12 protein-coding genes are annotated in these 14,872 nt (G+C 69.6%); 4 read left to right on the forward strand and 8 right to left on the reverse strand.

The features are described 5' to 3' along the window. Positions 1-188 precede the first annotated feature (188 nt). Both HUW53_RS02705 and HUW53_RS02710 read left to right on the forward strand, forming a co-directional pair. Positions 189-1,253, forward strand: a complete 1,065-nt coding sequence (locus HUW53_RS02705; RefSeq protein WP_237344199.1) for a YeiH family protein — start codon at positions 189-191, stop codon at positions 1,251-1,253. Between the two features lie 13 nt (positions 1,254-1,266). After that, entirely contained in the window at positions 1,267-2,169 is a 903-nt protein-coding gene (locus HUW53_RS02710; RefSeq protein WP_237344200.1) for a LysR family transcriptional regulator, read from the forward strand. A gap of 133 nt (positions 2,170-2,302) precedes the next feature. Here HUW53_RS02710 and HUW53_RS02715 read toward each other — a convergent pair whose 3' ends face one another. The 6 genes from HUW53_RS02715 to HUW53_RS02740 all read right to left on the reverse strand — a co-directional run bounded on the left by HUW53_RS02715 (position 2,303) and on the right by HUW53_RS02740 (position 10,418). Then, a complete protein-coding gene (locus HUW53_RS02715; protein WP_237344201.1) occupies positions 2,303-4,186 on the reverse strand; it encodes an ABC-F family ATP-binding cassette domain-containing protein in 1,884 nt (627 codons plus the stop codon). Between the two features lie 173 nt (positions 4,187-4,359). After that, a complete protein-coding gene (locus HUW53_RS02720) occupies positions 4,360-5,829 on the reverse strand; it encodes a DUF3300 domain-containing protein (protein WP_237344202.1) in 1,470 nt (489 codons plus the stop codon). A gap of 154 nt (positions 5,830-5,983) precedes the next feature. Next, positions 5,984-6,748, reverse strand: coding sequence for a gamma-glutamyl-gamma-aminobutyrate hydrolase family protein (locus tag HUW53_RS02725; protein WP_237344203.1), 765 nt, complete (start codon positions 6,746-6,748; stop codon positions 5,984-5,986). 23 nt (positions 6,749-6,771) lie between these two features. Then, on the reverse strand, positions 6,772-7,464 hold the full coding sequence (locus tag HUW53_RS02730; protein WP_237344204.1) for an outer membrane protein: 693 nt from the start codon (positions 7,462-7,464) through the stop codon (positions 6,772-6,774). A gap of 344 nt (positions 7,465-7,808) precedes the next feature. Beyond that, positions 7,809-9,152, reverse strand: a complete 1,344-nt coding sequence (gene glmM, locus HUW53_RS02735) for a phosphoglucosamine mutase (RefSeq protein WP_237344205.1) — start codon at positions 9,150-9,152, stop codon at positions 7,809-7,811. A 159-nt stretch (positions 9,153-9,311) separates the two neighbouring features. Further along, positions 9,312-10,418, reverse strand: coding sequence for a linear amide C-N hydrolase (locus HUW53_RS02740; protein WP_237344206.1), 1,107 nt, complete (start codon positions 10,416-10,418; stop codon positions 9,312-9,314). A gap of 342 nt (positions 10,419-10,760) precedes the next feature. On the opposite strand from HUW53_RS02740, the gene HUW53_RS02745 reads away from it, so the two are divergent. Beyond that, positions 10,761-11,762, forward strand: coding sequence for an adenosine kinase (locus tag HUW53_RS02745; protein WP_237344207.1), 1,002 nt, complete (start codon positions 10,761-10,763; stop codon positions 11,760-11,762). Further along, positions 11,759-13,192 carry an ATP-dependent DNA helicase gene (locus HUW53_RS02750; RefSeq protein ID WP_237344208.1) on the forward strand — a complete coding sequence of 478 codons (1,434 nt, stop codon included), beginning with the start codon at positions 11,759-11,761 and terminating at the stop codon, positions 13,190-13,192. Before HUW53_RS02745 ends, HUW53_RS02750 begins: the two co-directional genes overlap by 4 nt. Positions 13,193-13,204: 12 nt before the next feature. Here the strand turns inward: HUW53_RS02750 and HUW53_RS02755 are convergent, their stop codons facing one another. Together HUW53_RS02755 and HUW53_RS02760 are read right to left on the reverse strand one after the other, a co-directional pair. Then, complete coding sequence (locus tag HUW53_RS02755; protein ID WP_237344209.1) at positions 13,205-14,071, reverse strand: type 1 glutamine amidotransferase; 867 nt, start codon at positions 14,069-14,071, stop codon at positions 13,205-13,207. Between the two features lie 155 nt (positions 14,072-14,226). Beyond that, entirely contained in the window at positions 14,227-14,718 is a 492-nt protein-coding gene (locus HUW53_RS02760; RefSeq protein WP_237344210.1) for a MarR family winged helix-turn-helix transcriptional regulator, read from the reverse strand. Positions 14,719-14,872 lie beyond the last annotated feature (154 nt).

Genomic DNA, 14,872 nt, shown 5'->3' on the forward strand with positions numbered 1-14,872 from the left:
GACGCGCTGGCGCGCTTCGGCAAAAGCCTGGGCGCCCGGAAGGCCGGGCCTGACGCTGGGGCTCGGGGTGAGCGCCCCACGGCACCATGGCAATCAATCGAAAAATATAATTGAATGTAGAAATATAACGTGTTTGATCGATGAATGCCGATGCGTGATGGTGCGCCGCAGAACGTGAGGGCATCATCATGGTTGATCATCCACAGGGAGCAGCAGTGCCGGCCGAGGCGCTGCCCGCGCGCCACAAACGGGTCGTGCACCACCTGCGGGAGGGCGTGGTCCCCGGGCTTGCGCTGACCTGCGTCATCGCAGCCGCGGCTTATGCCGTGCGGCTTATGCCGGGGCTGGGGCTGGTCAGCCCGCTGGTCATCGCCATCCTGGTCGGCATGGCGTTCCACAATCTCGTCGGCACGCCACGGGCGGCGGGCGCCGGGGTGAAATTCGCTTTGCGGCGCGTGCTGCGATTCGCAATCGTGCTGCTCGGCCTCCAACTCACCTTCGCCCAGGTCCGGACGGTGGGCCTCGTGGGCTTCTCGATTGTCGCAATCACGCTGGCGGCCACCTTTTTCGGGACCCGTTGGCTGGGCCGGCTGATGGGGGTCGATGCGAAGCTGTCGGAACTGATCGCGGCCGGAACCGCGGTCTGCGGCGCCTCGGCGGTGATCGCGACCAATACGGTCACGCGCGGCTCGGACGAGGATGTGGCCTATGCGGTCGCCTGCGTGACGGTCTTCGGCTCGCTCTCGATGGTGCTGATGCCGGCGCTCCTGCCGTTCACCGGGTTTGACGCCCATGCCTACGGCCTGTGGACCGGCGCTTCGATCCACGAGGTGGCGCAGGTGGTGGCCGCCGCGTTCCAGGGCGGCCAGCAGGCCGGCGAATTCGGCACCGTGGCCAAGCTGTCGCGGGTGATGCTGTTGGCGCCGCTGGTGCTGGGCCTGGGCGCGGTCGCCCTGTGGCGGGCGCGCGGCGGGGACGACGCCCATCATGCTCGGCCGCCGGTGCCGTGGTTCGTGTTCGGCTTCATCGCCATGGTGATGGTGAATAGCGCGGGGGTGATCCCGGTCGAGGTGAAAAGCACCCTGGTGACGCTCACCACCTTCCTGCTGGCGGTCGCCTTGGGCGCCATGGGCTTGGAAACCGACATCCGCAAGCTGCGGATGAAGGGGGTGCGGCCGCTGATGCTGGGTGCCGCGGCGTGGCTTTTCATCTCGGCGCTGAGCTTTATCCTCATCGCCACCTTCATGAGCTGACGATGATGGGCCGATGACGCTGGAACAGTTGCGGGTGTTCGTCCTGGTGGCCGAACACCTGCACATGACGCGGGCCGCCGAGCGGCTCCATATGACGCAATCGGCGGTGAGCGCCTCGGTGGCGGCGCTGGAAGCCTCCTGCGGGGTTGCGCTGTTTCATCGGGTGGGCCGGCGAATTGAGCTGACAGACGCCGGCGCGGGCTTCCTGCCGGAGGCCCGCGCCATTCTTGCGCGGGTGGAGGCGGCACGGACCGTGCTCGCCGACTTTTCCGGCCTCAAGCGCGGCCGACTCGCCCTCAAGGCCAGCCAGACCATCGCCAATTATTGGCTTGGCCCGCTGCTCTATCGGTTCCATGTGCTCTATCCCGAAATCGAGCTGTCCCTGTCCGTGGGCAACACCGCCCAGGTGTCGGCGGCGGTGCTGGAGGGCGAGGTGGACCTCGGCTTCGTGGAGGGGGAGGTGAATGAGGTGCTGCTGGCCCGCAGCCCCATTCCCGGCGACCGGCTGGTGCTGGTGGTGGCGGCGTCGCACCCCTGGGTCGGACGGGAGCGGATCGGGCCGGAAGAATTGCTGGACCTGCCGTTTGTGCTGCGGGAGGCGGGGTCCGGCACCCGGCAGATGTTCGAAAGCGCCCTGGCGCGGGCGGGCATCGCGCCGGACCGTCTCAAGGTGGTGCTGGATTTGCCGTCAAACGAAGCGGTGCTCAGCGCGGTGATCGCCGGGGCGGGCGCCACCGTGATTTCGGATCTGGTGGCGCGCTCCGAACTGGCCGCCGGCACCCTGGCGCGCCTGCCCCTGTCGCTGCCGCCACGCAGCTTTTACGCCTTGCGCCATGCGGATCGCTATCACTCGCGGGCGGCGGCGGCGCTGCTGGAGCTGGCGCGGAGCGCGGGCGATGGCGCGGGCGCGGTGTAGGCACCCGGCGGCGCCGCCGGGTGCCCCGCGCGGGTTACGGCACGCCGATTCGTGACGCGATTCCATGCCCGGGTCTTCGGCCCCCGCCTCGGTCGCGTACAGCGGTCGATGTGGGTGATTCGCTCGGCCTGGGTTATCCCCCGGCCGCCTCAAGCTCGGAGCTGACCGTTAGCCACTCCTCCTCGGCCTTGGCGAGGGCCTCGGCGGCGCTGTTGCGGTCCTTGGCGAAACGGGCGGCGTCGAGCGGCGCCTTGGCGTGCAGGCTCGGCTCGGCCAGCCGGGTGTCGAGGCCGGCGATGTCCTTTTCCAGCTTCGCCACCTGTGCTTCCAGCTCGCGGATCCGCTTCTTGAGCGGACCGGTGGCGATGCGGCGCTTGGGCTCGGGGGCCGCCGGGTCCGCCCTGGCCTCGGCCTTGTCCTTGCGGCCCTCGCTGGTCATGCGGTCGCCATCGGCTTTGGAAAGCACCTCGCGGCGATACTGGTCGAGGTCGCCGTCATAGGGCTTCACGGTGCCGCCGCTGACGCGCCACAGCCGCTCGGCGCAGGCCTCCAGCAGATAGCGGTCGTGGGAGATGAGGATGACCGCGCCGGGAAAGTCGTTGAGCGCCTCGATCAGCGCCGCGCGGGCCTCGATGTCCAGATGGTTGGTGGGCTCGTCGAGGATGAGCAAATGCGGCCCCTTGAAGGTGGCAAGGCCCAGCAGCAGCCGCGCTTTCTCGCCGCCGGAAAGGGCCGAGACCTTGGTGTCGCCGGCGCCGCCGGAAAAGCCCATCTCCGCCGCGCGCGCCCGCACCCGCGCTTCGGGGGCGTCGGGCATCAGCCGGCGCACATGCTCGGCGGGGCTGTCGTCGGGGCGCAGCTCGTCGAGCTGGTGCTGGGCGAGATAGGCCACCTCCAGCTTGTCGGCGCGCACCATGCGTCCGCTGTCGGTGGACAATCGGTCCGCCAGCAGCTTGGCGAAGGTGGATTTGCCGTTGCCGTTGGGGCCAAGCAAGGCGATGCGGTCGTCTTCGTCGATGCGCAGATCGAGATTGCGCAGGATCGGCTTGCCCGGCACATAGCCCACCGACGCCTTTTCCAGCACCACGATGGGTGGGGAGAGCATGCGTTCGGGGTGGCGGATGGAGATGGCGGCGGCATCCTCGCTCACCTGGGCGGCCAGCGGCTCCAGCCGGGCAAGGGCCTTCAGGCGGGATTGGGCCTGCTTGGCCTTGGTGGCCTTGGCGCGGAAGCGGGCCACGAACGCTTCCATGTGCGCCCGTTGCGTCTCCTGCTTCTTGCGCGCCTTCTGGTCGAGCAGCAGCCGCTCGCGCCGCTGGCGATCGAACGAGGTGAAGCCGCCTTTGTAGAGCGTCAGCTTCTGGCCGCTGAGATGCAGGATGTGGTCCACCGAGCTGTCGAGCAGATCGCGGTCATGGCTGATGAGGATGACGGTGCGCGGATAGTGCGCAAGGTAGTCCTGGAGCCAAAGGGTGCCTTCGAGGTCGAGATAATTGGTGGGTTCGTCGAGCAGCAGCAGGTCGGGCTCGGTGAACAGCAAAGCGGCAAGCGCCACGCGCATGCGCCAGCCGCCGGAAAACTCCGAGCAGGGGCGGCTCTGCGCGCTCTCGTCGAAGCCGAGGCCAGCGAGGATGGTGGCCGCCCGCGCCGGCGCCGAATGGGCGTTGATGTCGATGAGGCGCGCCTCGATGTCGCCGATGCGCATGTGGTCGGCCGTGGTCTCGCGCTCGGTCAGCAGCGCGGCGCGCTCGGTGTCGGCGGCCAGCACGCGGTCGATGAGGCTGTCCGGGCCGGCGGGCGCTTCCTGGGCGACGCGGCCGATGCGGGTGCGGTTCGGCAGGCGGATGGCGCCGCTTTCCAGCTCCAGTTCGCCCACCAGGGCCTTGAACAAAGTGGTCTTGCCCGAGCCGTTGCGGCCCACCACGCCCACGCGGGCATTTTCCGGGATGGCCACGGAAGCGTGGTCGATGAGCAGGCGGCCGGCGAGGCGCAGGGAGATATCGTCGAGAACGATCATGACCGCGCCTTTTCGCAGGCTCGGCGGGGCGCGGCAAGACAATCGTCAGGCGCGGCCGCGCGTCAGGCGCATCCCGGCGCCGCGCGCGCCAGCTTCCCGCCCGAGTTATCCGCGTTCAGGACAAGGCGCGGTCCATGGGCGGCGCCCATGGACCGCCGGATCGTCCGCCGCGATCAGTTGTTCCGGCGGGGGTTCTGTGGTCGCGCATTCTGGTGCGGCCGCCCCTGCTGACGGGGACGCGCATTCTGATGCGGCTTCGCGCGTTGCGTCGGCCGCTGGGCCTGGGGCCGCTGCGCTGGCCGGTGCTGGCCCGCGTTCGGCCTGCTGGCCGGACGGTTCTGGCCGGCATTGGGCCGGTTGACGTTCGGGCGCTTCACATTGGGCCGGTTGTCCGGTCGGTTGACGTTCGGCCGGTTTACATTGGGCCGGTTGTCCGGTCGGTTGATGTTCGGCCGGTTCGCGCCGGGAGGGATCTCCGGCCGGTTGACGTTCGGCCGGTTGATGTTCGGCCGATTGATGATGTTGCCGCTGTTGCCCGGCTGATTGATGTTGATTTCCGGCCGATTGATGATGGGACGGTTTCCGCCCGGGCGATTGCCCGGCCACTGGCCGCCGCCCGGCCGCTGCGGCGGGCGGCCTTCGGGGCGTCCCGAGCCGGGCCGTTCCGGCCGCCAGGGGCCGTTCCCCCAGTTCGGCGGCGGGCGCTGTCCAGGACCCCACGCGGGTGGGCGGTGTCCGGGGCCCCAATTGGGCGGGCGCGGGCCGGGCTGACCGCCGGGGCCCCAGCCCCAATGGGGCGGCGGACGCCAAGCCGGCGGCGCCACCCAGATGGTGTTCCAGCCGCGATTGTTCCAGCCCCAGCGGTTGTTCCAGCTCGAGCCCACCAGCACGCCAACCCCGAAGCCGAGGGCGCCGGCGGCAAACGTGTTGAACACCGTGCTCGGATTGTAGACCGGAACGTAGATGCGCTCCGGATTGGCCGGCGCGATATAGATGGTGCGCTGGCCGGAAACCTCGCGCGTGGACACCACCTGCTGCTGCGTCGAGGCGAGATTGCCGGCCTTCTCCGCCTGGGCACGCAGCATTTGGATGGTGTTGGAGACGTCCTGCGGCTGGCGGATGAAGGCGAAGCCGAGGGATTCGGCCCACTCCATGTGCTCATAGAGCTGCTTGAGCACATCGGGGAAGCGGGTCAGCGCCTTGACCGAACTGTCCCACGGCTTGCCGTCAAGCGCCGACAGGTCGCCGTGGCGCGCGGTGTTGGGGTTGCGCTTTGCCCATGTGTAGGCGGCCACCAACTGGTCGGGAAAGGCCGTCGCCGGGAACAGGATCGCCAGCAGCGGGTCCGGATAGAGGGCCACCGGCGCCAGCAGATATTCCAGCTCGGACAGGGTGTAGAGGTCCGGCGCCTGTTCCGGGGCCTGGGCGGCGGATGCCGCCGGGGGCGTGGGTTGGGCGGCGGATGCCGCCGGGGGCGTGGGTTGGGCTTGGGTCTCGGGTGCGGCGGGCGCCGCCGGGCTGTTGACGGCGGGCGTGGTTCCGTCCCCGGCGGGCGCCTGCGCCTGCGCTGGCAGGATCGCCGTGGACCAGCCGAACACCGCCGCCACCGCGACGCGGGACCAGTTGGCTGCCAAGCGTGGCATGCCCTTCTTCCGAACAGGACCAGTCATCATGGTCTCCCGCCAATCGATAGGCGAGATCCAACGCCGAATGGGCGGCCTTCGCAAGCGGCTGGATCAATCTCGGGACGGCGGGCCCAGGGCTGAGACGCGGTGCTCAGCCCGAGCGGTCCCGGTGTCAGCGGCCGGCGCGCACGGCGGCGCCGAAGGCGGCCAGCAGCCGCGCATTGGGGGCCGACTGGGCCGGCTTGTATTCCGGATGCCACTGCACTCCCACGGCGAAGGGGTGGTCGCGCAGGGAGACCGCCTCGATGGTGCCATCGGGGGCGAGGGCCTCCACGGACAGGGCGGCGCCCACCGTGTCCAGCCCCTGGTAATGCAGGGAATTGACCGCGAACCGCCGGGCTCCGAACACCCCGTCCAGGGGCGAGCCCGCCGTCAGCTCCACCTCGTGCAGGGGACCATATTGGAGGTCGAGCGGCCCCTCTTCCGGCGCGTGGTGGCCCATGCGGCCGGGCACATCGGCAAGGCGCGCATGCAGTGTGCCGCCGAGGGCCACGTTGAATTCCTGGAAGCCCCGGCAGATGAACAGCGACGGGATGCCCCGCGCCACCGCCGCCCGGATCAGCGCCAGCGCGAACCGGTCGCGGGCCGGATCGAACGGGCCCGGCGCATCCTCTGGCCCGTTCCAGTGGCTGGGATGCACATTGGAGGGGCTGCCGGTGAAGAAGAAGCCGTCCACGCGGTCGATGAGGGTGGCAATGTCTTGGGCAATGTCTTGGGCGAAGGCGTCGGGTGCCATCACCGGCAGGGCCATCACCGGCAGGCAGTCCGCGAAATCATAGACGGCGCGGACATATTTCTCGCCCACCATGAAATAGGGCAGCTCGCACTCGTCTTTCAGGTCGCCCACCATGGCCACCAGCGGCTTGCTCTCAGCCATTATCTGAAACTCCCGCGCCGTTCTCACTCGCCGAGGCTATAGCGCACGCCGATGCGCAGCTGATGACCGCCGAGCGCGTCGATGCCGATCCCCGGCAGGCCGGGCAGGTCCGGCGCACCGAGGTTCACATAGCGATATCCAAGGTCGATGGTCCAGGCGCTCGACAGCGCATAGGACACGCCGGCCCCCAGGCTCCAGGCGAAGCGCCAGTCGTTGCCCGGTGCGGGGAGGAAGGCGGGCGGCGCGATCTGGTCGATGGCGAAGCCGGCGCCGCCGCTGACATAGGGCGTGAAGCCGGCGAGGGTGATGATGTCCCAGTACAGGCTGGCGAGGGCGACCGTGGATTGCGCGCTGAAGTGCCCCAGCACGGTGTCGACCCCGCCGAGGTCGAGATAGTCGATGCCCACGTCGGCCCGCAGCCAGGGGGTGAAGCGATAGCCGAGGCCGGCGCCGACGGACCAGCCGGACGCGGTGCCGGAACCGCCGCTGGGCAGGGAATCCACGAACAGGGTGTTCAGCGAGCCGTCCACATATCCGGCCACATATCCGGCGTCGGCCCGCAGGTACCAGCCCGAAGCGGCATCCTCCGTCACATCCGGCGGGGCGAGGGAGAAGTCACCGGTCTTGCCGAGGGTGAGCGGTGCGTCGGCAGCCCGTGCGGCCGTCGCCGGGAGAAGAAAAAGGGCCGCCGCCAGAACGGGAACCAAACGCCACATCACGCACCCACTGCATTGCCGCTTCAATGGGGCAAGATTCGCACGGGATGCTTAAAGTGGAATTAACCCTGACGGCACGTTAAGGGCGGGGTGGAAAAGGCCTGTAGATCTTTGCCCTGGGGCCGCCTTCTTCACATGACGCGCTCTATCCCTCGCGTGAAGACATGCCGCACGGATGCGCGGATGTCTCCACGGGCGGACCGAGGTCCGGCGCGCGAGCGCCCACGCATCCGCCGAACGGCGGACGCGTCCACTGCGCGGTTTGAAGTCGCGACGGAGCCATGCCCGTTCCCGGAGAGACGGTATCGGGGGCCGGCGTGTCGGGCAGCGGAGTCGGCGCCCGCTCAGGCGGCGGCGCGCTTCAGGGCGTCGATGACGTCGTCCACCACCTCTTCCACCAGGTCGCGATCGTCGCCTTCGCCCATCACCCGGATCACCGGCTCGGTGCCGGAGCGGCGGATGAGCAGCCGGCCGCGATTGGAGAGCCGGCGCTCGGCGTCGGCGATGGTGGTCTGCACATTGGCGTCATCCAGCGGCATGCCGGTGCCGTAGCGCACGTTCTTCAGCACCTGGGGCAGGGGGTCGAAGCGGTGGCAGATCTCCGACACCGGGCGGCCCTGACGCGCCACCACCGCGAGCACCTGCAGCGCCGCTACGAGGCCGTCGCCGGTGGTGGAGAAATCGGTAAGGATGAGGTGGCCGGACTGCTCGCCGCCCACGTTGTAGCCGTCCGCCCGCATGCGTTCGAGCACATAGCGGTCGCCTACGGCGGTGCGGGCGAGGCCGATGCCCTGCGCCGCCAGGTGGCGTTCCAGGCCGAGGTTCGACATGACGGTGGCGACGATGCCATTGCCGGTGAGGCGCCCGTCCGCCTTGAAGCTTTCGGCCACCACCGCCATGAGCTGGTCGCCATCGACCAGATGGCCCTTCTCGTCCACCAGGATCACCCGGTCGGCGTCGCCGTCGAGGGCGATGCCGATGTCGGCCCGCACTTCCCGCACCTTGGCGCTGAGGGCCTCGGGGGAGGTGGAGCCCACGTCGCGATTGATGTTGAGCCCGTCCGGCTCGACGCCGATGGCGACCACGTCCGCCCCAAGCTCCCACAAGGCCTCGGGCGCGACCCGGTAGGCCGCGCCGTTGGCGCAGTCCACCACCACCCTGAGGCCTTCGAATGTCTGGTCGCGGGGCAGGGTGCCCTTGGCATATTCGATGTAGCGGGCGTGCACGCCCTCCAGCCGGCGGGCGCGGCCGATCTCCTCGGGCTTGGCGAGGCGGCGGGAGAGGTCCTGGTCGATCAGGCTCTCGATCTCGCGCTCCACCTCGTCCGACAGCTTGAAGCCGTCCGGGCCGAACAGCTTGATGCCATTGTCGTCGAACGGATTGTGCGAGGCCGAGATCATCACGCCGAGGTCGGCGCGCATGGAACGGGTGAGCAGCCCCACCGCCGGCGTCGGCATGGGGCCGAGCAGCAGCACCTCCATGCCCACCGATGTGAAGCCCGCCACCAGCGCGTTCTCGATCATGTAGCCGGACAGACGGGTGTCCTTGCCGATCACCACCCGGTGCCGGTGCTCGCCGCGCCGGAAAACGAGGCCGGCGGCCATGCCGACCCGAAGCGCGATATCGGCGGTGAGCGTTGCATTGGCGCGTCCGCGCACCCCGTCGGTCCCGAAATACTTGCGCGACATGGATCCTCGTGCGTCAAGGGGCGGACCTCGGGCCCGCCCCGGTCTTGTGATGGCTTAGCATTCCCCGGCGCGCCGCGCGATCACATCGCGTGACGGCGTCTCACAGCGTCTGTGCGCGACGGCCGGGATCACGCCTTCGCCATCACGTCCTTTTCGTGATCACTGGCCGATCGGCGTCATCACCGGCGTGCTGGCGAGGGGGAACAGGCGGGGCTCCTTGCCCTCCAGCTTCACCTTCGCCATATCGATCACCTGCAGGTTCGGATTGTCATAGGTGTTGAACGTATAGCGCAGGTTCTTCAGGTCGGCGTAGACGGTCCACTCCGTGGTTTCGTCGCCGGAGACCCCGCCGCCGGCCGCCGAATCGGCCTTTGTCACCACCGAGCCGGGGGCGATGTCGAACGCGTTCATGATGTGGTGAAGGGTGGTCAGCCCCTCCTCGGTGGTGGCCGGCTGCGGCGCGTTCCGGGAGAAGAAGAACGCCCGCACGAAGCGCGAGGGCGAGAGGGTGTCGCCCGGCAGGCCATGCAGGCCGGCGCCGGTGGAGGGTGGGGCGATGGTGAGCGGCCCCACCGTCATGGGGTTCGGCTCCACCGGCGACAGGTTCACATACTGGCCGAGATTGGTGATCTGCCAGTCGAAGGCTGGGGCGTTGGTGAGCACGCTGGTGGGGTTGTCGTACATGTGCAGCGCGCCGCCCACATATTCCACCACCAGGCTGGCGCCGGTGGCGTCATGCAGCGTCATGTGCGTGGGCACCGGCCCCTTGAAGGTGGCCTGCGGCGCCTGGTTGACCTTGATCTTGGGCAGCGCCGCCTTCACTTCCGCCACCGTGGCGAAGGAGGTGAGCACATAGGTGAGCATCTCGAACGAGGCGATGGATGTCTTCGCCTCCGCCGCCGAGACCTCCTGGAATTGCGCGAGATTGGGCAGATAGAGCAGGCCGCCGGCGAGGCCCTTTTCGTTCATGCCGTCCACGAAGATCTTCTCGCCCACGCCGTTGAGGCCGACAGCCGCATATTTGCCGGTCCAGTTCAGGCCCGTGCCCGCCGCGCCCGAGGGGCCGGTGCCGGCGAGCGCGATGTTGCGCGGCATGACCATGGCCTGCGACCGCATCGGCAGGCTGAATTCCATGGTGCGCCCGTAGACGACGCCGCCATCCTTCGCCTTCAGGATCAGCGAGGTGCAGGCGGAGGCGGCCACGCCTTGCGCCAGCAGGGCCGTGCCGGCGAGAAGCGCCGCGACGATGGGCTTGGTTTTCCGCATGGGGGTCATCCTTATCTTGGCGTGTTTGATCTTGGCGTGCCTGATCTTGGCGAGTTCGTCTTTGCGCGCTGGGGCCGCGATCCAGCCCCGATGCCCGGCCGGCCGGGCATCGGGGCCATGGTGACGTCCATGCGCTCCCCCGCCAGCATACGCCTGCGGGAGTCCATACGAGATGCCGCTCTGCGCCGGACACCATAAGGCGGGTGGAGGGTAATGGCAGCCTCTTGCCCGTTCCCTGAGGGCTCGACGCGGAGGATGATGACGAAAGGGTTAACGGGTGTCATTGCGCGCCCCCTTGCGCGATGCTACCGCTCCGCGTCGCATTTTCGGAGATTGCCGCCCGTGTCCGCTCCCACCCTCGACGTCCTCACCATTGGAAACGCCATCGTCGATGTGCTCGCCCGCGCGGAGGACGATGTCCTCGCCGCCCATGGCATGAACAAGGGCGGCATGGCCCTCATCGACGAGGCGCGGGCCGAGGCGATCTATGGCGCCATGGGGCCGGGCACCGAGATTTCCGGCGGCTCCGCCGCCAACACGGCGGCGGGCGTCGCGGCCCTGGGCGCGCGCGCCGGCTTCATCGGCAAGGTGAAGGCGGACGGTCTCGGCACCGTGTTCGGCCATGATATCCGCGCCGCCGGGGTCGCCTATGCCACCCCCGCGGCCCCGGCCGGCGCCGCCACCGCCCGCTGTCTCATCCTGGTGACGCCCGACGGCGAGCGCACCATGAACACCTTCCTCGGCGCCGCCCAGGATCTGACCGCCGCCGATCTCGACCCGGCCATGGTGCAGGGCGCGGCCGTGACCTATCTCGAAGGCTATCTGTGGGATCCGCCGGCGGCCAAGGAGGCGTTCCTGGCGGCGGCGAAGATCGCCCACGGCGCCGGCCGCAAGGTCGCGCTCACTTTGTCTGATTCCTTCTGTGTGGACCGTTACCGGGCCGAGTTCCTGGACCTCGTCCGCACGCATACCGTGGACCTCGTGTTCTGCAACGAGGCGGAACTGAAGGCGCTCTACGAGACCGCCGATTTCGACACCGCCCTCGTCGCCCTGCGCAAGGATGCGCGGGAAGCAGTGGTGACGCGCTCGGAGAAGGGGGCTTCCTTCGTCACCTCCGGCGCCGTGGTGAGCGTGCCGGCGGTGCCGGTGGAGCGGGTGGTGGACACCACCGGCGCCGGCGACCTGTTCGCGGCCGGCTTCCTGGCCGGCTACACGCGCGGCCTCGATCCGGCCACCTGCCTGCGCATCGGCGCGCTGGCGGCGGGCGAGATCATCACCCAGCTCGGGGCCCGGCCGCAGCGCAACCTGCTCGACCTCGCCCGCGAGGCCGGCCTGCTCTCGTGAGCGGGAGCGAGCAGGGCGGCGGCGCGCCGCCCGTGGCCCAGCCCGGCGGCGATGTCTCCCAGCCCGGCGGCGGCATGGCTCAGCTTGGCGGGGCTTTGGCTGATCCGGCGGGCCAGTCGGCGCGGGCGCTCGCGGCCCTCGCGGCGCGGGCGCCGACCCTGATGGTGCTCGGCGGCGCCGGCACCGGCAAGACCACCTTCCTGCACGAGCTGCGCAAGACACCGGTGGGCCAGCAAGGGGCGAAGCCGGCGCCGAAGCAGGTGTTTCTGGCGCCCACGGGGGTGGCGGCGCTCCAGGTGGGCGGGCAGACGATCCATTCCTTCTTCGGCATCCCCCCACGCCTGCTCAATCCGGACGAGGTGAAGCCGCGGGTGCAGGTGCGCCGGCTTCTGAAGCGGCTCGACCGGGTGGTGATCGACGAGATTTCGATGGTGCGGGCGGACCTGCTCGATGCGGTGGACATCTCCCTGCGTATCGCCCGCGACACCTCCGAGCCGTTCGGCGGCGTGCAGGTGGTGCTGGTGGGTGATTTCCTCCAATTGCCCCCGGTGGTGCCCATGGCCGAGCAGGAGATGCTCGAGCGCATGGGCTATGAGGGGCCGTTCGCCTTCCACGCCAAGGCGCTGGCCGACCGGCCGGCGACCGGGGTGCCGTTCACCCATGTGCATCGGCAGACCGATCGCGCCTTCATCGCCATGCTCGATGCGCTACGGCGCGGGCGCGGCGCGCGCGAGGCGGCGGAGGCGCTGAACGAGGCCTGCGTGCGGCCCCATCGGGAGGGGGCGCTGCCGGTGCTTCTGACCCCCACCAACGCCCGCGCCGATGCCTACAATGCGCGCGGCCTCGCGGCCCTGCCCGATGAAGGGCGGGCGTTCGCCGGTGTGCTGAAGGGGGAGTTCGGCCTGGAGGGCGACCGCCTGCCGGTGGCGGAAAAGCTGGTGCTGAAGCGGGGCGCGCGGGTGATGGCGCTGCGCAACGATCCGGCCCGGCGCTGGGTCAACGGCTCGGTGGGCACGGTGGTGGGCCTTGCCCCTTTCAGCGCCATGGTGAAGCTCGATGCCGGCCCCACCGTCGAGGTCGACGCCTTCACCTGGGAGCGCATCCGCTATGGCTGGGATGACACGAGCGGGCGCATCGAGGCCCAGGTGGTGGGCACCTATACCCAACTGCCGCTGGCCCCGGCCTGGGCGCTCACCATGCACAAGGCGCAGGGGCTGACCCTTGACGACGTGCGCATCGATTTCGGCGAGGGGGCGTTCGCCGCCGGGCAGGCCTATGTGGCTCTGTCCCGCGCCCGGTCGCTGGAAGGGTTGTCCCTGGTGCGGCCGATCCGGGGCTCCGACGTGCGGGTGGACCGGCGCGTCGCCGCCTTCATGGAGGCGTTCGAGGCGGGCGACGACCCATCGGAACGCCGGTTGGCGCGGAGCTGAGCGCGACGGGCTCTACCCGCGCCCGCGGGCGGCGCGGGTGGGCACAACCAGCCGCTCCACCCAATTGCGGAGTTCAAGGGTGCGCACCGCCTTGGAAATGACCGCGCCGTCGATGCCGCAGCGCCAGGCCAGCGCCTTGTTGCCGGGCTCGCGCTCGAAATGCTCAAGATCGGCGATGAAGGCTTCTTCCTCGTCCTCGTCCAGGAAGAAGCCTTCCGCCACCAGGGACGGGCGCAGCCGGCGGAAGATGGCGGCCATTTCCCGGAACGGATATTCGGGGTGGTACTGCACCGCCCAGCAGGTGGAACGGCCAGCCGGAATTTCCGCCGCCTGCACCTGGGAATGGTCGTTGGTGGCCAGCAGGCGCGCGCCTTCGGGCAGGGTTTCCACCTCGTCGAGATGCACGGTCATGGCCTCGAATACGCCGGGCTTGTCCACGAACAGGTCATGAGCGGCGCCCTCGGCGGTCTGGCGGATGCGGCGGCCGAAGCCGACCTCCCGTCCGCGCGGACTGGGCCGCACGCTGCCCCCCGCCGCGACGGTGAGCAATTGCAGGCCCCAGCAGCTTCCGAATATGGGCACGCCGGTGGTGAAGGCGGTGCGGATAAGGTCGATCTGCTGCCGGATGGCCGGTCCACCGTTGTAGATGTTCAGTGAGGAGCCGGTGATGGCGATGCCGTCATAGCCGTCGAGGCCGGCGCTGTCGGGCAGGTTGGCGCCGGGATCGGCCGGGTAGCAGATGTCCACGCCGGCGCCGGGGGCGAGCTCGCGCAGGAGCTGGGCATAGCCCTCGCCCGCCGCCTGCCCTCCGAAATGGATCTGGCGGGCACGGGCTTCGGCGGTGTTTCCTTCGACGACGAGCAGGCGGGGGGCGGACATGATGGCGTGGGGTTCCTGGCGCAGGATCTGGCGGGTGACGGCGCGAGGATACGGCGGATTTTGACCAAAGCGAGGATGAGCCGCCGGTGATGGCGGATCGCGCCGGCGCCTGTGGAGATGGGGGACGGGGGCGCGGGCGGGCCGCGCCGCCCGGCTCAGATGTCCTCGTCGTCGTCCGTGGCGTCGGCTTCATCGTCGGCCCCGCCATCGGTGCCGAGGCGCGCGGCGAGGTTCTTCTCCACCTTGCGCAGGAGCTTGCGCAGGCGCTTGCGCTCCTTGCCGTCGAGGCCGGCGACGATCTCGTTCTCCAGCGCCTCCCAGACGCCGTCGATGGCGGTGCTGCGCGTGCGCCCGGTCTCGGTGAGGAACACCCGCACCAGCCGGCCGTCGCCATCGGTGGTGCGGCGCTCCACCAGTCCTTGACTGGTCAGGCGGGCGATGGTCTTGGAGGCGGTGGGCGGGCGCACGCGCAGGGCTGCGGCAAGATCGCCCATGGTGCGACCATCCTGCTCCGACAGCAGCTTCAAGACGGATTCCTGGCCGGGAAACAGGCCGAGATCGCTCAAGAGCCGCGCCGAAAGCGCCCGCTGCAGGCGGGCGGTGTGGTTCAGCCGATAGCCGATGGTCTTCGCAAACGGATCCTTCATGCTCTCCCCCACCGCACGCAGATCCCCGCGCCCGCATGCGCCAAGAGGGATCCTGGACGCTCAGGGCAGGGGGTGACGTGCCGTCGGCCGCGCCACGCGCGCGGGCCGCCCGCGGAGCCCTTATCGGCGCGCCGGCTTACAATTTTAAGAAGGT

The organism is Xanthobacter agilis (assembly GCF_021730435.1).
Taxonomy (GTDB): domain Bacteria; phylum Pseudomonadota; class Alphaproteobacteria; order Rhizobiales; family Xanthobacteraceae; genus Xanthobacter; species Xanthobacter agilis.